This window comes from Roseivirga sp. E12 (assembly GCF_017592825.1).
In the GTDB taxonomy this organism is placed as follows: domain Bacteria; phylum Bacteroidota; class Bacteroidia; order Cytophagales; family Cyclobacteriaceae; genus Roseivirga.
Window position 1 is genome coordinate 194,183 of the sequence record NZ_JAGFMD010000007.1, and the last position, 16,950, is coordinate 211,132.

At 42.1% G+C, this 16,950-nt stretch carries 9 protein-coding genes; 8 read left to right on the top strand and 1 reads right to left on the bottom strand.

The window, feature by feature from the left end:
- The first annotated feature begins 62 nt into the window (after window positions 1-62).
- The 6 genes from J4E76_RS15810 (at window position 63) to J4E76_RS15835 (ending at window position 12,180) form a co-directional block, all read left to right on the top strand.
- Window positions 63-1,439: a dipeptidase gene (locus tag J4E76_RS15810; RefSeq protein ID WP_208505820.1), complete on the top strand. Its 1,377-nt coding sequence runs from the start codon at window positions 63-65 to the stop codon at window positions 1,437-1,439.
- 61 nt (window positions 1,440-1,500) lie between these two features.
- A complete protein-coding gene (locus J4E76_RS15815; RefSeq protein ID WP_208505758.1) occupies window positions 1,501-3,924 on the top strand; it encodes a thioredoxin family protein in 2,424 nt (807 codons plus the stop codon).
- Window positions 3,925-3,931: 7 nt separating this feature from the next.
- Window positions 3,932-6,127 carry a cation-translocating P-type ATPase gene (locus J4E76_RS15820; RefSeq protein WP_208505759.1) on the top strand — a complete coding sequence of 732 codons (2,196 nt, stop codon included), beginning with the start codon at window positions 3,932-3,934 and terminating at the stop codon, window positions 6,125-6,127.
- Window positions 6,128-6,199: 72 nt separating this feature from the next.
- A complete protein-coding gene (locus tag J4E76_RS15825) occupies window positions 6,200-7,492 on the top strand; it encodes a peptidoglycan DD-metalloendopeptidase family protein (protein ID WP_208505760.1) in 1,293 nt (430 codons plus the stop codon).
- 64 nt (window positions 7,493-7,556) lie between these two features.
- Window positions 7,557-9,866: a patatin-like phospholipase family protein gene (locus J4E76_RS15830; RefSeq protein WP_208505761.1), complete on the top strand. Its 2,310-nt coding sequence runs from the start codon at window positions 7,557-7,559 to the stop codon at window positions 9,864-9,866.
- A gap of 88 nt (window positions 9,867-9,954) precedes the next feature.
- A complete protein-coding gene (locus J4E76_RS15835) occupies window positions 9,955-12,180 on the top strand; it encodes an OmpA family protein (protein ID WP_208505762.1) in 2,226 nt (741 codons plus the stop codon).
- A 1-nt stretch (window position 12,181) separates the two neighbouring features.
- Here J4E76_RS15835 and J4E76_RS15840 read toward each other — a convergent pair whose 3' ends face one another.
- Window positions 12,182-13,054, bottom strand: coding sequence for a hypothetical protein (locus tag J4E76_RS15840; RefSeq protein WP_208505763.1), 873 nt, complete (start codon window positions 13,052-13,054; stop codon window positions 12,182-12,184).
- Window positions 13,055-13,268: 214 nt separating this feature from the next.
- Between J4E76_RS15840 and J4E76_RS15845 the strand changes: the two genes are divergently transcribed.
- A complete protein-coding gene (locus J4E76_RS15845; protein ID WP_208505764.1) occupies window positions 13,269-13,805 on the top strand; it encodes a PepSY-associated TM helix domain-containing protein in 537 nt (178 codons plus the stop codon).
- Between the two features lie 87 nt (window positions 13,806-13,892).
- Complete coding sequence (locus J4E76_RS15850) at window positions 13,893-16,934, top strand: AsmA-like C-terminal region-containing protein (RefSeq protein WP_208505765.1); 3,042 nt, start codon at window positions 13,893-13,895, stop codon at window positions 16,932-16,934.
- Window positions 16,935-16,950: the final 16 nt, after the last annotated feature.

The following is a 16,950-nucleotide window of genomic DNA, read 5'->3' on the forward strand; positions in this document are numbered from 1 at the left end:
GAGCAGCCCTTCATTTTGCGCTATTTGAATTAAATTGCTGCAAATAGAAATGAATGAGCCTCATTAACGACTACATCACTAATAATAAAGATCGATTTCTAAATGAACTTCTTGACTTGTTGAGGATTCCCTCAGTAAGTGCTGATAGTAAGTTCAAAGATGACGTTCGCAAGGCTGCGAGTTTTATTAAAGATAAACTTGTCTCGGCTGGTGCTGAGCAAGTTGAAATTTGTGAAACTGGCGGTCATCCTATCGTTTATGGCGAAAAGATGGTAAACCCATCGGCACCCACTGTCTTGGTTTATGGTCACTACGATGTCCAGCCTGCCGACCCTTATGAACTATGGGATTCCCCGCCATTCGAACCAGTTATTAAAGAAACGGAGCTACACCCTGATGGCGCCATTTTCGCCCGAGGGGCTTGTGACGACAAAGGTCAGATGTATATGCACATTAAAGCTTTTGAAGCCATGATGGAAACAAATACGCTAGAATGTAATGTCAAATTCATTATTGAAGGAGAAGAAGAAGTTGGTTCTGACAACCTCGAAGATTTCTTGAGAGACAATAAAGAAAAACTAGAGGCAGACATCGTTCTGGTTTCTGATACAGGAATTATTGCGAATGATGTGCCTTCTATTACAGTTGGTCTTAGAGGACTGAGCTATGTAGAAGTAGAGGTAACGGGTCCAAATAGAGATTTGCACTCAGGCCTTTATGGTGGTGCGGTACCTAACCCGATCAACATCCTTTCAGAAATGATAGCCTCTTTAAAAGACGAAAATCAACGGATCCAGATACTGGGATTCTACAATGACGTAGTTGAATTAACCGCAGTAGAAAGAGCTGCACTGGCTCGTGCACCTTTTAACTTAGAAGAGTTCAAGAGTTCTATAGGGCTAAGTGATATTGAAGGAGAGACAGGGTACAATTCCATGGAGCGCACCGCCATTCGACCGACATTGGATGTTAACGGTATCTGGGGAGGCTACACGGGTGAAGGTGCCAAAACGGTGATTCCATCAAAGGCCTATGCGAAAATATCGATGCGATTGGTACCCAATCAGGATCCAGATAAAATAACCAAGCTGTTTGAAGAGCACTTTAAAAGTATCGCTCCGAAATCAGTAAGTATTAAGGTGACCCCTCACCATGGAGGTCAGCCTGCAGTGACGCCTACAGACTCACCAGCTTACTTGGCAGCTGCCAAGGCCATGGAGACCACTTTCGGTAAAGAGCCAGTTCCATATAGAGGAGGTGGTAGTATACCGATCGTTGCACTTTTTGAGCAAATTTTAGATTCGAAAACAGTACTTATGGGCTTCGGTCTGGATTCAGATGCAATTCATTCGCCAAACGAGCACTATGGCCTTTTCAATTATTACAAAGGGATTGAGACAATTCCGTTATTCTTTCAGAATTATGCAGAAATGAAGTAGGGTGAAATTCGATGAGATGTATTGAATCAAAACATCATTGAATTCGTTCTGTAAAAAGCTTATGAAAAAGTCATTCATCCTATTAGCCATTCTCTTTGTCAGCTTCAATGCTGCAGCACAATTGAGGAAAACCACCGAGTGGACTTTTGATGCTTCTAAAAAAGAGGTGAGAGTTGGTGATGAAATTGATTTAATCTTCAAAGCCAGAATCATTGATGACTGGTACCTCTACTCGAGTGACATTGGAGAAGACGTGGGGCCAATGCCTACTGAAATTGTATTTGAAGATAGTCTTTCGTTTGAGTTAATAGGTGATTTGGTTCCAGTCGATGCGAAGAAGAAGTACGACAAAATTTGGGAAGCTGACGTCACATATTTCGAAGGAATCGGTGAGTTCAGACAACGGATTAGGGTCTTGAAAAAGGACCTTAATTTACAGGGAGAACTATCCTTTCAAACATGTACAGATTTAACAGGCCTTTGTATTCCAGGTTTCCAGGATGTTGATTTCAACTTTATCAAGGTTGTTGAAGGGGGAGGCAATCAAAGGCCGAGACCCGGTAATTCTGGAATTCAGAATCATGCGAAATGGACTTTTGAGACATCTCAAAATGAGGTAAATACTGGCGATGAGATAGAGCTAATTTTGAAAGCCAAAATCGATGCTGACTGGTACCTGTACTCCAGCGACAATGAAGAAGGAGGCCCTATTCCTGCAGAGGTGTTCTTTGAACCCAGCCCTACCTTCGAAGTAGTTGGAAGTTTAATACCCATTAACCCTAAGAAGAAATATGACGAGACCTTTGAAATGGACGTTACCTATTTCAAGGGCTATGCAGAGTTTAGACAGAAGATAAAAGTTCTTCAGTCGAACCTGGATATCAGGGGTGAAGTATCCTATCAGACCTGTTCAGATATTACCTTATTGTGTGTATTAGGCACAGCGGATTTACAATTTAACCTGGCCAAGGTCAGTGGAGAGGATGTAGCATCTTCTGGTGACTACAGCAAACTTCTCGAGGCAGAAGGTGGAGCTTCTTTGTGGGGTTTCTTTATCGCTGCATTCCTTTTTGGATTAGCAGCACTGTTGACGCCCTGTGTGTTTCCGATGATACCTATGACGGTGGCTTTCTTTACAAATAACTCTCAATCAAGATCACAGGCGAAAATTAAAGCCCTCAGCTATGGCATTTCCATCATCGCGATTTACATATTGATCGGGCTTATCTTCACTAGCTTTTTTGGTGTTGGCTTGGCCAACGATTTGGCGACAGGAGCTGTAGCAAACATCATATTCTTTCTCGTATTCGTGATTTTTGCGATATCATTTTTCGGATACTTCGAGATCAATTTGCCTACTGGCTTTATCAATAAAATGGATAAGAAGGCTGAAAAAGGCGGGTTTTTGGGCGTGTTCTTTATGGCCTTTACCCTTGTCTTGGTTTCTTTCTCCTGCACGGGTCCAATTGTCGGTACTGTTCTGATTCAGTCATTTCAGGGGGAGGTGATTAAACCGGTTGTTGGCATGTTGGGATTCTCATCAGCCTTTGCTATTCCATTTACTGTTTTCGCTTTCTTTCCGGGCATGTTGAAGGACTTGCCGAAGTCTGGAGGGTGGTTAAACTCGGTAAAAGTCGTGCTCGGGTTTATTGAAATTGCACTAGGTTTTAAATTCCTAAGTGTAGCCGACCAAGCTTATCACTGGGGACTGTTAGACAGGGAAGTTTACATTGCCATCTGGTTCATTCTAGCCATTCTGTTGGCCCTCTACTTATTTGGAGTTATCAGATTTCCGCATGATAGTAAAGGACAAAGAATCAAACCGATCGCACTTGTGGTGGCGATCAGTAGTATTGCTTTTGCAGTCTACCTTTTCCAAGGATTTGGCAATGCCCCCCTCACTGCTTTGGCGGGCTATTTGCCGCCAGAGAAGACAACAGACTTTTCTTTTCAGCAAGCATTGGGCCTAGTGGAACCAGAAGAAAAACACGATGTTACCCCAGAAGGATTTGATGGTGAAGTGAGGCATGCCGATTTCCTTGAGCTTCCACATGGACTGAAAGGCTTTTTCGACTATGATCAGGCACTTGCTTTCGCCCAAAAGGTAAATAAGCCTTTGTTTATTGATTTTACTGGCCATGGCTGTGTGAATTGTCGCAAAATGGAACAATACGTCTGGTCTGATCCTGGTGTCTTGAAAAGACTGAATGAAGACTTTGTGGTGGTAGCCATTTATGTGGATGATAAAACTGAGCTGCCAGAGTCGGAGTGGTATACATCGACCTTCGATGGTAAAGTGAAGAAGACAATCGGAAAGCAGAATTTTGACTTCCAGATTGTGAAGTTTAATGGCAATGCACAGCCTTATTACGTATTGTTAGACAACAACGAGCAACCTTTAGTAACCCCGAAAGCTTATGACCCTAGCGTGGAAGGTTTCGTCCAGTTTTTAGATGAAGCTAAGGAGGAATTCAATAGACGATGACATTTAGATGAGTGAACAGCGGCAGACATATACATTGCCCGTTAAGGGAATGACTTGTGCTGCTTGTGCCACTAGCATTGAAAAAACCCTGAACAAGCAGTCGGGTGTGGCTTCGGCCGAGGTCAATTACGCCACTAATACGGTTCTAATTTCGCTTTCCGATCAGGTCAAACTGTCTCAATTAAAAAAGGCGGTAAAAAAATCTGGTTATGACCTTCTTTTAGAAGGAAATGATGATCAAAGCAAGGGAACTGAGCTAAAACAGCTGAGGAACCAACTCACCTTAGCGCTGCCAGTAACGGCCATCATTGTGGTCCTTTCTATGTTCATAGGCCCTTTTGCCTATAAGAACTTAGTGCTTTTAATACTTACCCTTCCGGTTCTTTTTTGGTCAGGTTTTCGGTTTTACAGAAGCGCTTTCCATCAACTGGGAAGGTTGAGTGTAAATATGGACACACTCATCGCCACGGGTACTGGATCGGCATTTGTATTCAGTTTAATCGTAACTTTTTTTCCTCATTGGCTTACGGATCAAGGTCAAGCAGCGCATGTCTACTATGAATCAGCAGCGGTTATTATCAGCTTTATTCTTCTGGGTAAGTACTTGGAAGAACGAGCGAAAAGCAAGACATCTTCTGCCATTGAAAAACTCTACAGCCTGAATGTAAAAACGGTCATTAAGCTTGTTGGAGACTCTCAAACGACCATTAGAATTGAGGAGGTTGAGTATGGAGATTTACTCTTGATTAAAGCCGGAGAAAGAATCCCCGTGGATGGTTTGGTGATCGAAGGGAATTCCACGATCGATGAAAGTATGCTTACTGGCGAGTCGGTTCCTGTTGATAAAACTGAGGGTGAATTCGTAAAGGCAGGCACACTCAACCAAACAGGTATACTTACCGTGAAGGCCGAAAAGTTGGGAGCTGAAACTGTTCTTGGTCAGATTATTAAAATGGTGAGTGAAGCCATGGGCTCAAAGGCACCCGCTCAAAAGCTTGCTGACAAAATTGCTAGTGTCTTTGTGCCGATCGTTTTGCTTTTGGCTGTAATCACATTTTGTGTGTGGTACTTTGTTATGCCTGATTCATCACTAACTCTTGCCTTTGTTAACACTTTTAATGTTCTCATTATAGCATGTCCCTGTGCGTTAGGCTTAGCGACTCCGACCGCATTGATGGTGGGTATTGGCAAGGCAGCATCGAAGGGTATTCTGATCAAGAATGCCATTGCTCTCGAAATGGCCAAGCAGATCAAAAAGCTTTTTTTGGATAAGACAGGAACGATTTCGAAGGGTAAACTGGAAGTGGTATCATCCGAACGTTTCTTTCCGGAAGATGAAACACTTGAGTTGATGAGCATTCTGAACGGAATGGAATCTAGCTCTAACCATCCGATTGCGCAGGCCATTGTTGATGACCTAAATCAGAATTACCGATTATTTCCATTTCAGATAGCAAAGGTGGATACTTTACCGGGTGTGGGACTAAGTACAGAGATAGACGGACATCATTTTGAAGTAACTGGCCTCGATAAATCGAGAAGACAGTTGTTATCAGACAACCAATCACAACTGATCAAATCATATCAAGAAGCAGGGCATTCCATTGTTTTGTTTTGGAAGGATGGCCAGTTGAAAGCTGTTTTTGGACTTAAGGACACCCTAAAAGGTGATTCGAGAGTAGTCATATCAAGCCTTCAGAAAAAAGGACTAGAGGTTGAAATTCTCTCTGGCGATCACGAGTCGGCCGTTGCCAGCATTGCCTATGCGGTTGGCATTGATGCATACCAAGCGGGTCTGATGCCTGCCGATAAAGCTTCTATAGTAGAGGCATCACAAAAAGGCAATGTGGTAGGTTTTGCTGGTGATGGAATCAATGATGCTCCGGCTTTGGCCAAAGCTGACTTGAGTATTGCCATGAGTACAGGAACTGACATTGCTATAGAGAGTGCCGATGTTACTTTGATGTCCGGAGATCTGGCCAAAATCGCTGATTTAATTCGAATTTCTGTGCAGACCGTACGCACCATGAATCAAAACCTCTTTTGGGCATTTATTTACAATATAGTGGCTATTCCCGTAGCCGCTGGAGTCTTAATTCCGGTTAATGGGTTCATGCTGAACCCTATGATTGCAGGTGCGGCAATGGCTTTTTCATCACTAAGTGTGGTGTTGAATAGCTTGAGGCTAAAAGCCATGAAATAGGCGCCAGCAAATTTTTTCAACCAATTACACCTAAAATGTGTTATTTTAGCGTTTAAAGGCAAAAATTAGTTCATGAACAAACGCTTATCCGCTCTTGTCGCGGCATGTCTGGTAGCAATCATTGTTACTATCTATTTCATATCTAGGCCTTCGCTTGTCATTGATGAAGGTGAGGTTTTCCCAGAAGAACTGGCCGATGAAGTTTATATGGAAGAACCACTTTTCAAGTTTGGTATTCCGGTTGAGCTGTTTGACATCCAAGAGGGCAGAATAAAGCGTAATCAGACATTTGCAGATATTTTGCTTCCCTACAATGTTAGCCGACAAGACATCTTCACTATGGATAAAATTTCCAAGCAGGTGTTTAGTGTAAGGGGCTTTGTGCCTAAAAGAAAGTATAGCATTTTCTATAATACTGACTCATTGGATAGGAAGAAGGCGGCCTATTTCATCTATGAGCCAAATGATATAGAGTATATCGTTTATCAGTTAACAGACTCTTTGGGAGTTTTCCGCGAAGAACGCAAAGTGGAAATTATTGAACGTACCATGGCTGGTGTAATAACCGAAACCCTCGATCATTCGATTAGATCAGAGGGAGGTTCGGCAGCGTTGGTAAGTGCGATGGCAGATGTCTATGGATGGCAAATCGAAATGAAAATGCTACGCAAAGGAGATTGGTTCAAACTGATTTATGAGGACAGAATGGTTAACGGGCAGTCTGTTGGAATAGGTAATATCATTGGTGCTGAGTTTAACCATTTGAAAAACTCCTACATGACTTATGGTTATGATGAAGGTAATGGAATAGAGTTTTTCGATGAGAATGGAGAAAGCGTTCAGAAGGCATTTTTAAGGTGGCCGGTAGAGTTCTCTAGAATCTCATCTAGGTACAACCCAAGCAGGTACCTTAAGATGTATGGCCGTAGACAGGCACACTTGGGTACCGATTTTGCGGCAGGAATAGGGACGCCTATTAAGGCAGCTAGTGATGGTGTTATTGTAGCAAGAGGCTTCACTAAGCCAAACGGAAACTATGTTAAGATTAAGCATAACGGTACCTATACCACTGGCTATCTCCACATGAGTAAGTTTGGTAAATTCAAGAATGGTCAGCGGGTAAGAAAAGGAGACATCATTGGTTATGTTGGTAATACAGGATATACAACGGGACCTCACCTCTGCTTCAGGTTTTGGAAGAATGGAAGACAAGTTGACTTCCTAAAAGAAAAGTTGCCTGCCGAAAAGCCTTTGAGCGCAGACCAATTGCTTCAATTTGAAGTTGCCATGGAATTGACCAACAAAAGGTTAGATGATATTCCAAATACTTGGGCTGATAAAACCATTTCGGCAAGCAACGAGTAACCTTAAAGAAAACATATTTTGAAGCAGGGTATTCGTCCTGCTTTTTTTTCGTTTATTCAACCGGATGAGATTTCTAACTATCTTTTTCCTAGTCACCTTTAGCCTAAGCTCCTTCGGACAGCGCGTGGGTTTGGTTTTGAGTGGAGGAGGGGCCAAAGGGATAGCACATATCGGTGTACTTAAGGCCCTGGAGGAGAATGACATACCGATTGACTATATAGTTGGGACCTCTATGGGAGCGGTTGTTGGTGCTTTTTATGCTGCAGGCTATAGCCCCGAAGAGATTGAATTACTTGTGCGGAACCCTTCCTTCCAAGATTGGATCAATGGAACATCCACTGAAAAGTATCAATACAATTATACCAAGGCGGAGGACAACGCTTCTTGGCTGTCGCTGGACCTTCTTCTAAATGCCAACAAGGGACCAACAATCAACACACCTCTGGCCAATGATATCATTCTGAACTTTGTACTCAACGAATATTTGACACAAGCTGCTCAAAGTGCCGGTTTTGATTTTGACAAGTTGTTGATTCCATATCGCTCAGTGGCCGCAGACGTATTTACACAAAAAACGATCGCCATAGACTCTGGTTCTATCATGCAGGCAGTGCGATCGTCAATGGCGGTTCCGTTATTCTATCGGCCTGTAAAGTATCAAAACCAGTACCTCTTCGATGGAGGTATTTACGACAATTTTCCGGTGGATATAATGAGAGATGATTTTTCGCCTGACCTTATCATCGGTTCCAATGTGGCCACCAAAAAAAGTCCTTCTTACCCCTTCGAAAAAGATGAAGAACTAATTAGTGACGTCTTACTGTATATGTTTCTCGACAAAACGGACTCAACGACATTAGGCGAAGGTGATATTTATATTGAACCAGAAGTGTTTCAGTTTAATGCAACTGATTTTGATAAGGCTGACATATTTATTGATGCAGGATATAAGGCAGCACAAGAGCAGATTTCAAATCTAAAAACAAGGCTTTCAACAAATACGGGCTCATCTCTTACGGATAAAAGAGCTGCCTTTCGAGAACGTTTTCAAGGCTATACTTTCGGTGCGCTTGACCTGTTTGGTTTTGATTCGCAACAGCAAGGTTTTATGAGGAAGCTGATCGACTTTAATGAGGGGACGAAGTCTTTGGAGGAGATCAAGGGGGCTTATTTTCAACTAGTTTCCGAGCCATATTTTAAAAACATATACCCCAACTTTAACTATGATAAAGAGGCAGGATATTATGTTTTAGAGCTTTACCTAAAGCCGACTGCAAAGAATGCACTTTCCGTGGATTTTGGAGGAAACCTCTCCACAAGGAGAGTTAGTACCTTGCAGTTGGGGATGACGCTCAATTCATTTCGGAAAAAGCTCAACACCTATAAAGCGAGGCTTTCGACAGGTCGTTTTTACGAAGGAGTCAATCTGGCAACCAGATTCAATATCAATCCAAAGAATCGATTTTTTATTGAGCCTGCGTTCACCTTCAACCATTGGGATTATCTCAGTACTGATGACGTGTTCGATCGGTCTGCGGAGCCTGTGATCATTAACCGGATCGACCGAAAGATTGGAGTGACAGCGGGACTTGGCCTAGGTCAGAGAAGTGTTGTGACAGTGAGTGTCAATGGAATTAGAAACTCTGATGAGTTTGCAAATCAGGTAGAGTTGTCTTCGACTGACTTTTTAGATGAGCTAGAGCTAACTGCTTTTAAGGCTGAATTGGCCTACGAAAGGAATAGCTTGAACAAAAAGCAGTTTCCGACTATAGGTACTCGCTTCTACTCTTCTTTCAAATACTTTAGCGGCTCATCAGATTACAAACCCGGGACGACTTCAGTACTTTTTAACCCTATCAACGCACAACTGTTATCAAGCAATAGAAATTGGTTTTCATTCAGACTTGGGTTTGATGAGTATTCACAAGTGTCAGAACGCTACACTTTTGGGTGGATGTTTCAGGGTGAGTATTCGAACATTGATCCATTGGACAATTATAGGAGCACTTTACTTTATCTCCCGTCATTTGGGCCTCTTTTTGATGCGCAAACGTACTTTTTGGAAGACTTTATCGCTCCGGGCTATCTGTCGGTAGGCATGAAGCACATTCTGAATATTAGAAAGAATCTGGATTTCAGATTTGAGCTTTACGCTTATAGCCCCTTTAAGCGTATTAGGACTAACCTGAACCAAGAGGCGATTGTTGAAAATGGGTTTAAATCGCCCACTTTTCAGGGAATGGCGGCTTTGATATATAAGACTCCTCTGGGACCTTTGACCTTCAGATTGAATTATATTGAGAATAACAATGTGCAGTTTGGACTGATGTTGTCATTTGGTTATCTTATATTTAACCCTAAATCGTACGATTAACCCGATTTTGCCTCAATCGTTACTTAGAGATACCTGAAATGCGGATTTTTAATTATTATTGAATTGCGTTTAGCTGAACGCTTCATCTATGAGGCAATATTTTACACTAATTTTCTTATTCTTTTTAACCTTAGGAGCATCAGCGCAGACTACTGTGCAGTGGGCTACAAGGGTTGCAGAGGTCTCTTCTGAGTTTACGGAACTCGGTCATTCCGCCAGACAAGCCTTAGATAAACCTAATATACTACCAAGCGGGGGAGATAATCCGAATGCTTGGAGACCTTACAAACCCAACACAACTGAGTACATAAAAGTAGAATTCGATTTGCCGATGCCAATCGAGCAAATAGCCATTGGGGAAACTTACAATCCAGGGTCCATTTCCAAAGTATATGTTTACGACCCAGACGGGAAAGAGTACTTAGTTTTTGAGCAGCAACCCGGCCCTGTAAGAGAACAGTTTAGGCTATTCAGAATTTTCTTTGAAAAGACCACTTACAATGTCAAATCAGTTAAGCTGGTTATGGAGGGCTCTGCTATCGATGGTTTCTCTGATATTGACTGTATTGGTGTTTCAAATGATAAAGAACCGATAGAAGCTAGAATTAATTTAATGCCTGACATTAACACGAAGCTTCAGGTATACCGACTGAATGACTTAATCAATAGCGATAAACGTGAAATCAAACCACTGTTGACTAAGGATGGGAAGACCCTTTACTACAGCCGAAGAGGGCACCAAGATAATGTAGGTGGACTCGATGACTTGGAAGACATTTGGTACTCAGATTTCGACAATATTACCCAAGATTGGAGTCTTGGGCTGAATATTGGAGAGCCTCTTAATAACCTCGATCCAAACTTCATTAGTGGCTTTCTTCAGGAGGATGAAGAATATATAGTATTGGGAAATGAGTATTTGTCTGGAAGGATGAACTATGGGATTTCCAAAAGTCGAAGGCTTAACAAAACCACCTGGACTTACCCTCAAAACATGAGGATCTATAATGACCTTAACGTTCATGAAAATGTAAACTTCTGGTTGACTACTGACAGTGAGGTGCTGATTATCTCGGAAGAAGGTCGTGGAACGGAAGGCCTTCGAGATCTCTATGTGAGTTTCTTACAGCGCGATGGGCTCTGGACAGAACCCATCCATATGGGCGAGACCTTAAATACGGCAGGTGAAGAAGAAGGACCTTTCTTGATGCCCGATAAAAAGACATTGATTTTCTCATCCAACGGACACAGCGGTTATGGCCGGAAAGACCTTTTTATGACAAGAAGACTTGACAATTCTTGGCAGAGCTGGACCGAACCAGAAAACCTTGGGCCAGTGATCAATTCGGAAGAAGATGATATGTTTCTTTTCTTACCGAAGGACGGTTCTTTCGGATACTTCTGTAGAGAGGTTGAAGGAAATGACCTTGATATTCATTCGCTAACACTACCACTTGTTACCAGACAGCTTAGATTGGTCACCCTTTGTGGTAAGATAGTAGACCCGGAGACAAGAGAGCCATTAGATTCTGAGGTGGTATTCTCACGTTTAAGAGATGGCGTTGAAGTAGGACGTGTACGAACTGATTTAGGAGGTAATTACTGTATAGAATTACCAGCCGATGAGATATACAGCTATAAAGCAGTAATTCCTGGTTTTATCCCTGTAGGATCGACAATTGACCTTCTGGACGTTTCTGACCTTAATATCTATGCCGTGAATCTCGACAGGCTTGATTTGGATAGTACCCAGTTAGAAGCGGGCCAACCTATTGAGGTGCCAGAAGATGTTGTGAGAGCAGTAGCTATTACATTGGCGCTTCCAGAACTTAAGAGAGATACTTTTGAAGTGTTGAATGCGCAACGTAGAGAGCTAGGCTTGCCAGAACTAAGTCCTAATGCCATACTGAGTGATATTCAAGCCCCAACTTTGGATGCACAACCTCAGATTATCAGGGCAGCACCAAAGCAATACTTCATTATTCGAAATGTCTTCTTTGATTTTGACCTGGCGGTGCTGAAGAAAGAATCATGGACTGAGATTCGTACACTTGTCGAATTCATGAATGACTATCCGAATGCTATTGTAGAATTGGTTGGGCATACAGACTCTTATGGTACAGATCAGTATAACATCAATCTTTCTAAAAGGAGGGTAGAGGCGGTCAAAAAAGGCGTAACTACTTTGGGGATCGACCCGAAACGGCTTCGAATAAAATGGGTGGGAGAAAAATCACCGATAGCTTCAAATAGAACTCGGGCAGGCCGAGCATTTAACAGAAGGGTAGAATTTCAGATAATAGAGTTGGAGTAGACTATTTCGTTTGACTGAGTTTTTGACGCTTCACCAACTTCACATATTGGGTTAAGTACTTGTTCTTAACCTCTTCCTTTATCAAATCGTATTTCAATATTTTGTTTATGACTAATTGCATAAGTTTTTCATTTCTTTTGGATGGATAGCGGTCATAGGCCACATTAATCATTTCCATCGCTTCGGTAAATCTTTCTTCTTTGTAAAGCTTGACTGACTCGTTAAAATATTGCAGCCCTGATAGCTCTTTTAAGGTTATCTTATTGAAACCTTGCACTAAATCCCATTCATCACTTCCTCCGCCTACTGTAGTGAGTGCTCTTATATTACGTGGATCAAGCCCTTCTTGTTCCGAGTTAGGCATTATTTCTTTACCTACGTTAATTAACCCTTCCTCTGGAAGAGTCGATTCCATGACCATTAACCTTCCGTCAACCTCCACCTGAACATATACATGGTTTGTTAATTCAATGATCTCATATTCAAAGCCAAAGTGCTCTAGAATAAGCGCATAGAGGGCTGTACCTGTTAGGCAACCGAACTGGCCAGTCTTTAATGTTTCATTCATAGTGGCCATTTGTTTATAGTCTACTAGAATGTTCTTATGGACTCTATAAAAAATGGATCTTATAAACGCTACGTTGCTCTTTTTGCGCGTTTGAATCCGCTCCAACTGCTCAATAATACGGTCAAACTCTTCGGTGAAAATCAAGTTTTCAGCGTCTTCTGGTAAAAGCTTCTCATCAATAATGAATTGACTTATGGGATGCTCAGAAGAACTTAATGTTAAAGAAGATTGCACATTCGATTGTCCCAGACATACACTTGATATGCTGATAAGAAGTAGGAGGGAAATGAACTTTGTGCCTTTCATCAATCTTCTTTAATGAGCGATTAGCGCTCTTTGTGTAAAGTTCAGATAATTCTAAATTAACATTAAGTTAACATAAAGCAAAAAACATGTAGATAGTGCATGTTTATAACTGATGGTTATGAATTTAAAACGATTAGCGTAACATTGAGATAACATATAGTTTATGCTTGCGAGAAAATCCAATTTTACACTTATTGCGCCCTTATAATTCAGAATGAGTACAAGGTCAGTCGCGAAGTCCGTCAGAGGTTACAGAAAGATCCACCGCTATCTTGGGCTCTCTATTTCCATATTATTGATTATTAGTGCCATAACAGGTGTTCTGTTAGGGTGGAAAAAGAATATCGATTTGCTGCAGCCCCCAACACAAAAGGGCGAACAACTCGATTATGCACAATACCAACCAGTTGAGTCCCTGGCTAATGTTGCAGCAACGGCAGTTGACTCATTAGGTCTTAGTGCGAGCAATATTGATCGAATTGAGTATCGACCGACCAAGGGCATTGCCAAAGTGATTTTTGATACAGGGTCGTGGGAAGTTCAGGTTGACGCTACTAACCTAGCTGTACTTTCGGTGGCCAAGAGACATTCCGATTGGATCGAAAGCCTTCATGACGGCTCTATTATTTCCGATTTCTTCAAGTTGATATCTATGAACTTCCTGGGGATTGGTCTTCTATTTTTGATTATTACCGGCATTTGGCTCTGGTGGGGCCCCAAGAAAATCAGGGCCATCAAAAAGGACCTTTAATGTTAATTCTTGTTGAAGAATCCATTCTTTAACTGTCTCACACTTTATTATTGGCTAACTTCGTTTTTGAATTAACGCACGTTTGGCATGAAGAAAGTTGGAAAGATATTGTTGGCATTTCTGGGTGTTTTGATCATCGCAATCCTCTTAATACCTGTTTTATTCAAAGACAAGATCAAAGAATTAGTAATCAGTGAATTTGAGAAAAGTACTGAGGCGGAGCTCTATTTCGGTGACTTCAGTTTAAACCTAATCAAGAACTTTCCGGATTTCACTTTAGGGCTTTCCGATATGGGAATTACTGGGAAAGGTCTATTTGAAGGTGACACACTGATGAGTGTTAAAAACCTCAGTGCATCGGTCGATTTAAACGAGGTTCTTTTCGGTGAGACAATTAGTCTTAAGTCCATAAGTCTGACTCAGCCAAACATCACTATTATCAGTTTGGCCGATGGTTCCGCAAACTATGACATTGCCAAAGCATCTGAGGCAACTCCTGTTGAGTCTACAGAGGAATCTGCCGCTGTAAGTTTTGGTATACAATCATTCAGCATAGAAGACGGAGACTTTGTATACTACGATCAAGGAATTGAATACTTCATGCAAATGGCCAACATCAATATCGATGGCTCTGGCGATTTCGAAGCCGATATTTTCGACCTAATCACCAAAGGACAACTGGATTTGGTCGACATGAATTATGCAGGTACCGACTATGTCACAGATAAAACGGTAGATATGGATGTGATACTTTCTATGGATCTTCCTAATTCGAAATACACATTCAAGGAAAACGAGATTAGCATCAATTCATTTCCATTGAGGGTTGATGGCTTCTTCGCATTGTTAGAAGATGGCTTTGGTATGGACTTGAAATTCAGTGCTCCGCGCTCTGAATTTAAGCAGTTACTCTCTCTGGTTCCTGGGGTTTATACCGAGTCTTTCAATGATTTAAAGTCAGATGGCACGCTGAGTTTTTCGGGTAACGTTACTGGTGAATACAATGAAAACAGTATGCCAGCTTTCGGCTTAAACCTGAAAGTAAACGATGGGATGTTCCAGTACCCCGACCTTCCTGATGCCATCAAGAATGTACAAATGAGCCTTTCCGTTGAAAATGCCACAGGTGTGATTGAGGACACGCGAATAGATCTTAGTCAACTTCACTTAGAAATGGGTTCCAACCCGCTTGATGCCAAATTGGTAGTAGAAAACCTTAAGGACTATCGCATGGATGCGAATGTAAAAGGGAAGTTGATTCTAGAAGAACTCACCAACTATTTCCCAATGGAGGGGTATGAGCTGAATGGAACGCTAAATCTGGATGCTGAGGCGAATGGAGTGTATGATAGTATCAAGAACATCATTCCTCAAATGAATCTAAATGTTGATTTGACGAATGGACGAATCAAAACGCCTGACTTACCCAGTCCAATTGAGGACTTTGTAATAAAAGCCCAAGTGGCCAACCAAAGTGGAAGGCTTAGAGACACGCGAATTGAAGTAAGCAATCTGGCATTGCAGCTAGACGGACAACCATTTAAAGGCACTATGACCTTACTAAACCCTGAGAATTTCGAATGGGATGTTAATGTGGAAGGTAACCTGGATCTGGAGAAGCTAATGAAGCTTTATCCGATGGAAGGAATGAGTCTCAAAGGACAGATTAGCACGGACCTTTCGAGCAAAGGGAAAATGAGTGATTTGGAGGCTCAACGTTACGCTAGAATGCCGACCAAAGGAAACCTGTCACTAACTGGTTTTGACTACAAAGGTGATGTTATTGATCAGCCAATTACCATAAGCAAAATGGTGGCATCATTTACAAATGACAAGATGAGCCTTACGGAGTACGAGGGCACTGCCGGATCGACAACTTACTCCCTCAGTGGAGAGATCACCAATTATTTGGGCTTCGCTCTAAATAACGAAGTGCTGAAAGGGTCGCTTACTGCGCAGGCGGATCAATTGATTATCAGTGAATGGATGACCGAATCGGAGGCTGAAGAAGTAGAAACCGTTTCGGAAGCCATGGAAGTGGTTAGAATTCCCGAGAACGTGCTATTCAACTTGAATGCTGCTGTAGACAAAGTGACTTACAATAGCCTTGAGATGAATGACATGAAGGGCAAAGTGATGGTCAAAGACGGAATTGTTAAGTTAAATGACTCTGGATTTAAGGCCATGAATGGAACTGTAGGCTTAACAGGAGAGTATAATAGCAAGCCAGAGCAACCGACCTTCGACTTTAAGATTGGAGCCAAAGAAATCTCGATTCCCTCTTCATTCCAGTCTATTGATATGGTTCAGAAGCTCGCTCCTGTCACCGAAAAGATGACTGGGCTCTTTTCAACGGACTTCAGCATTAACGGTGCGTTAGGTGCTGATATGATGCCGGACTATTCGACACTGACAGGAGGAGGTCTGATTCAGATTCTGCAAGCTAGTTTAGGCCAGTCGGACCTAATGGCTGGACTTAGTTCAGTGACCAAATTAGCGAAGGTTTCCACCGCCACCTTAGATAAGTTGAAAATGCAGGCTGAGATAAAAAATGGTCGCCTGTTCATTAAACCTTTCGATGTAAACCTTGGTGACTATAAAACTACTATCGCTGGTAGCACGGGTATTGACGGCTCAGTAGACTACCTCTTAAAAATGAATGTGCCTGCTGGGCAAGTTGGCTCGCAATTGAATTCACTAGTCTCTTCTTTAACCGGAAGCAACCAAAGCTTAGCGGGCGATAATCTCATCCTGAACATTGGTATGGGAGGTGTCTTTAGCAAACCAGAATTTGCCTTGAAGTCAGTTTCTTCCGCGGATGGCGGTACCGTTAAGGAAACCGTAACCGCCACTGTTGAAGCTAAGGTGGAGGAGAAGAAAGAGGAAGTCAAGGAAGAAATAGAAAGTAAAGTCTCAGATGCTAAGGATTCTGCGAACAAAGTGGTAGAAGCGCAAAAAGACTCGCTAAAAGCTAAAGTGGATACCTTAGTTCAGGCAAAGAAAGATTCTATCGCTACCCTAGCTGCTGATAAACTTGGTCTCAAGAAAGACAGTGTGAACAAAACTCTTGATAATGTTAAGGGAGCCCTTAAAGGCCTTCTCAAAAAGAAGAAGAAAAAGAATAACTAGGTCTTGTTTTCGCATC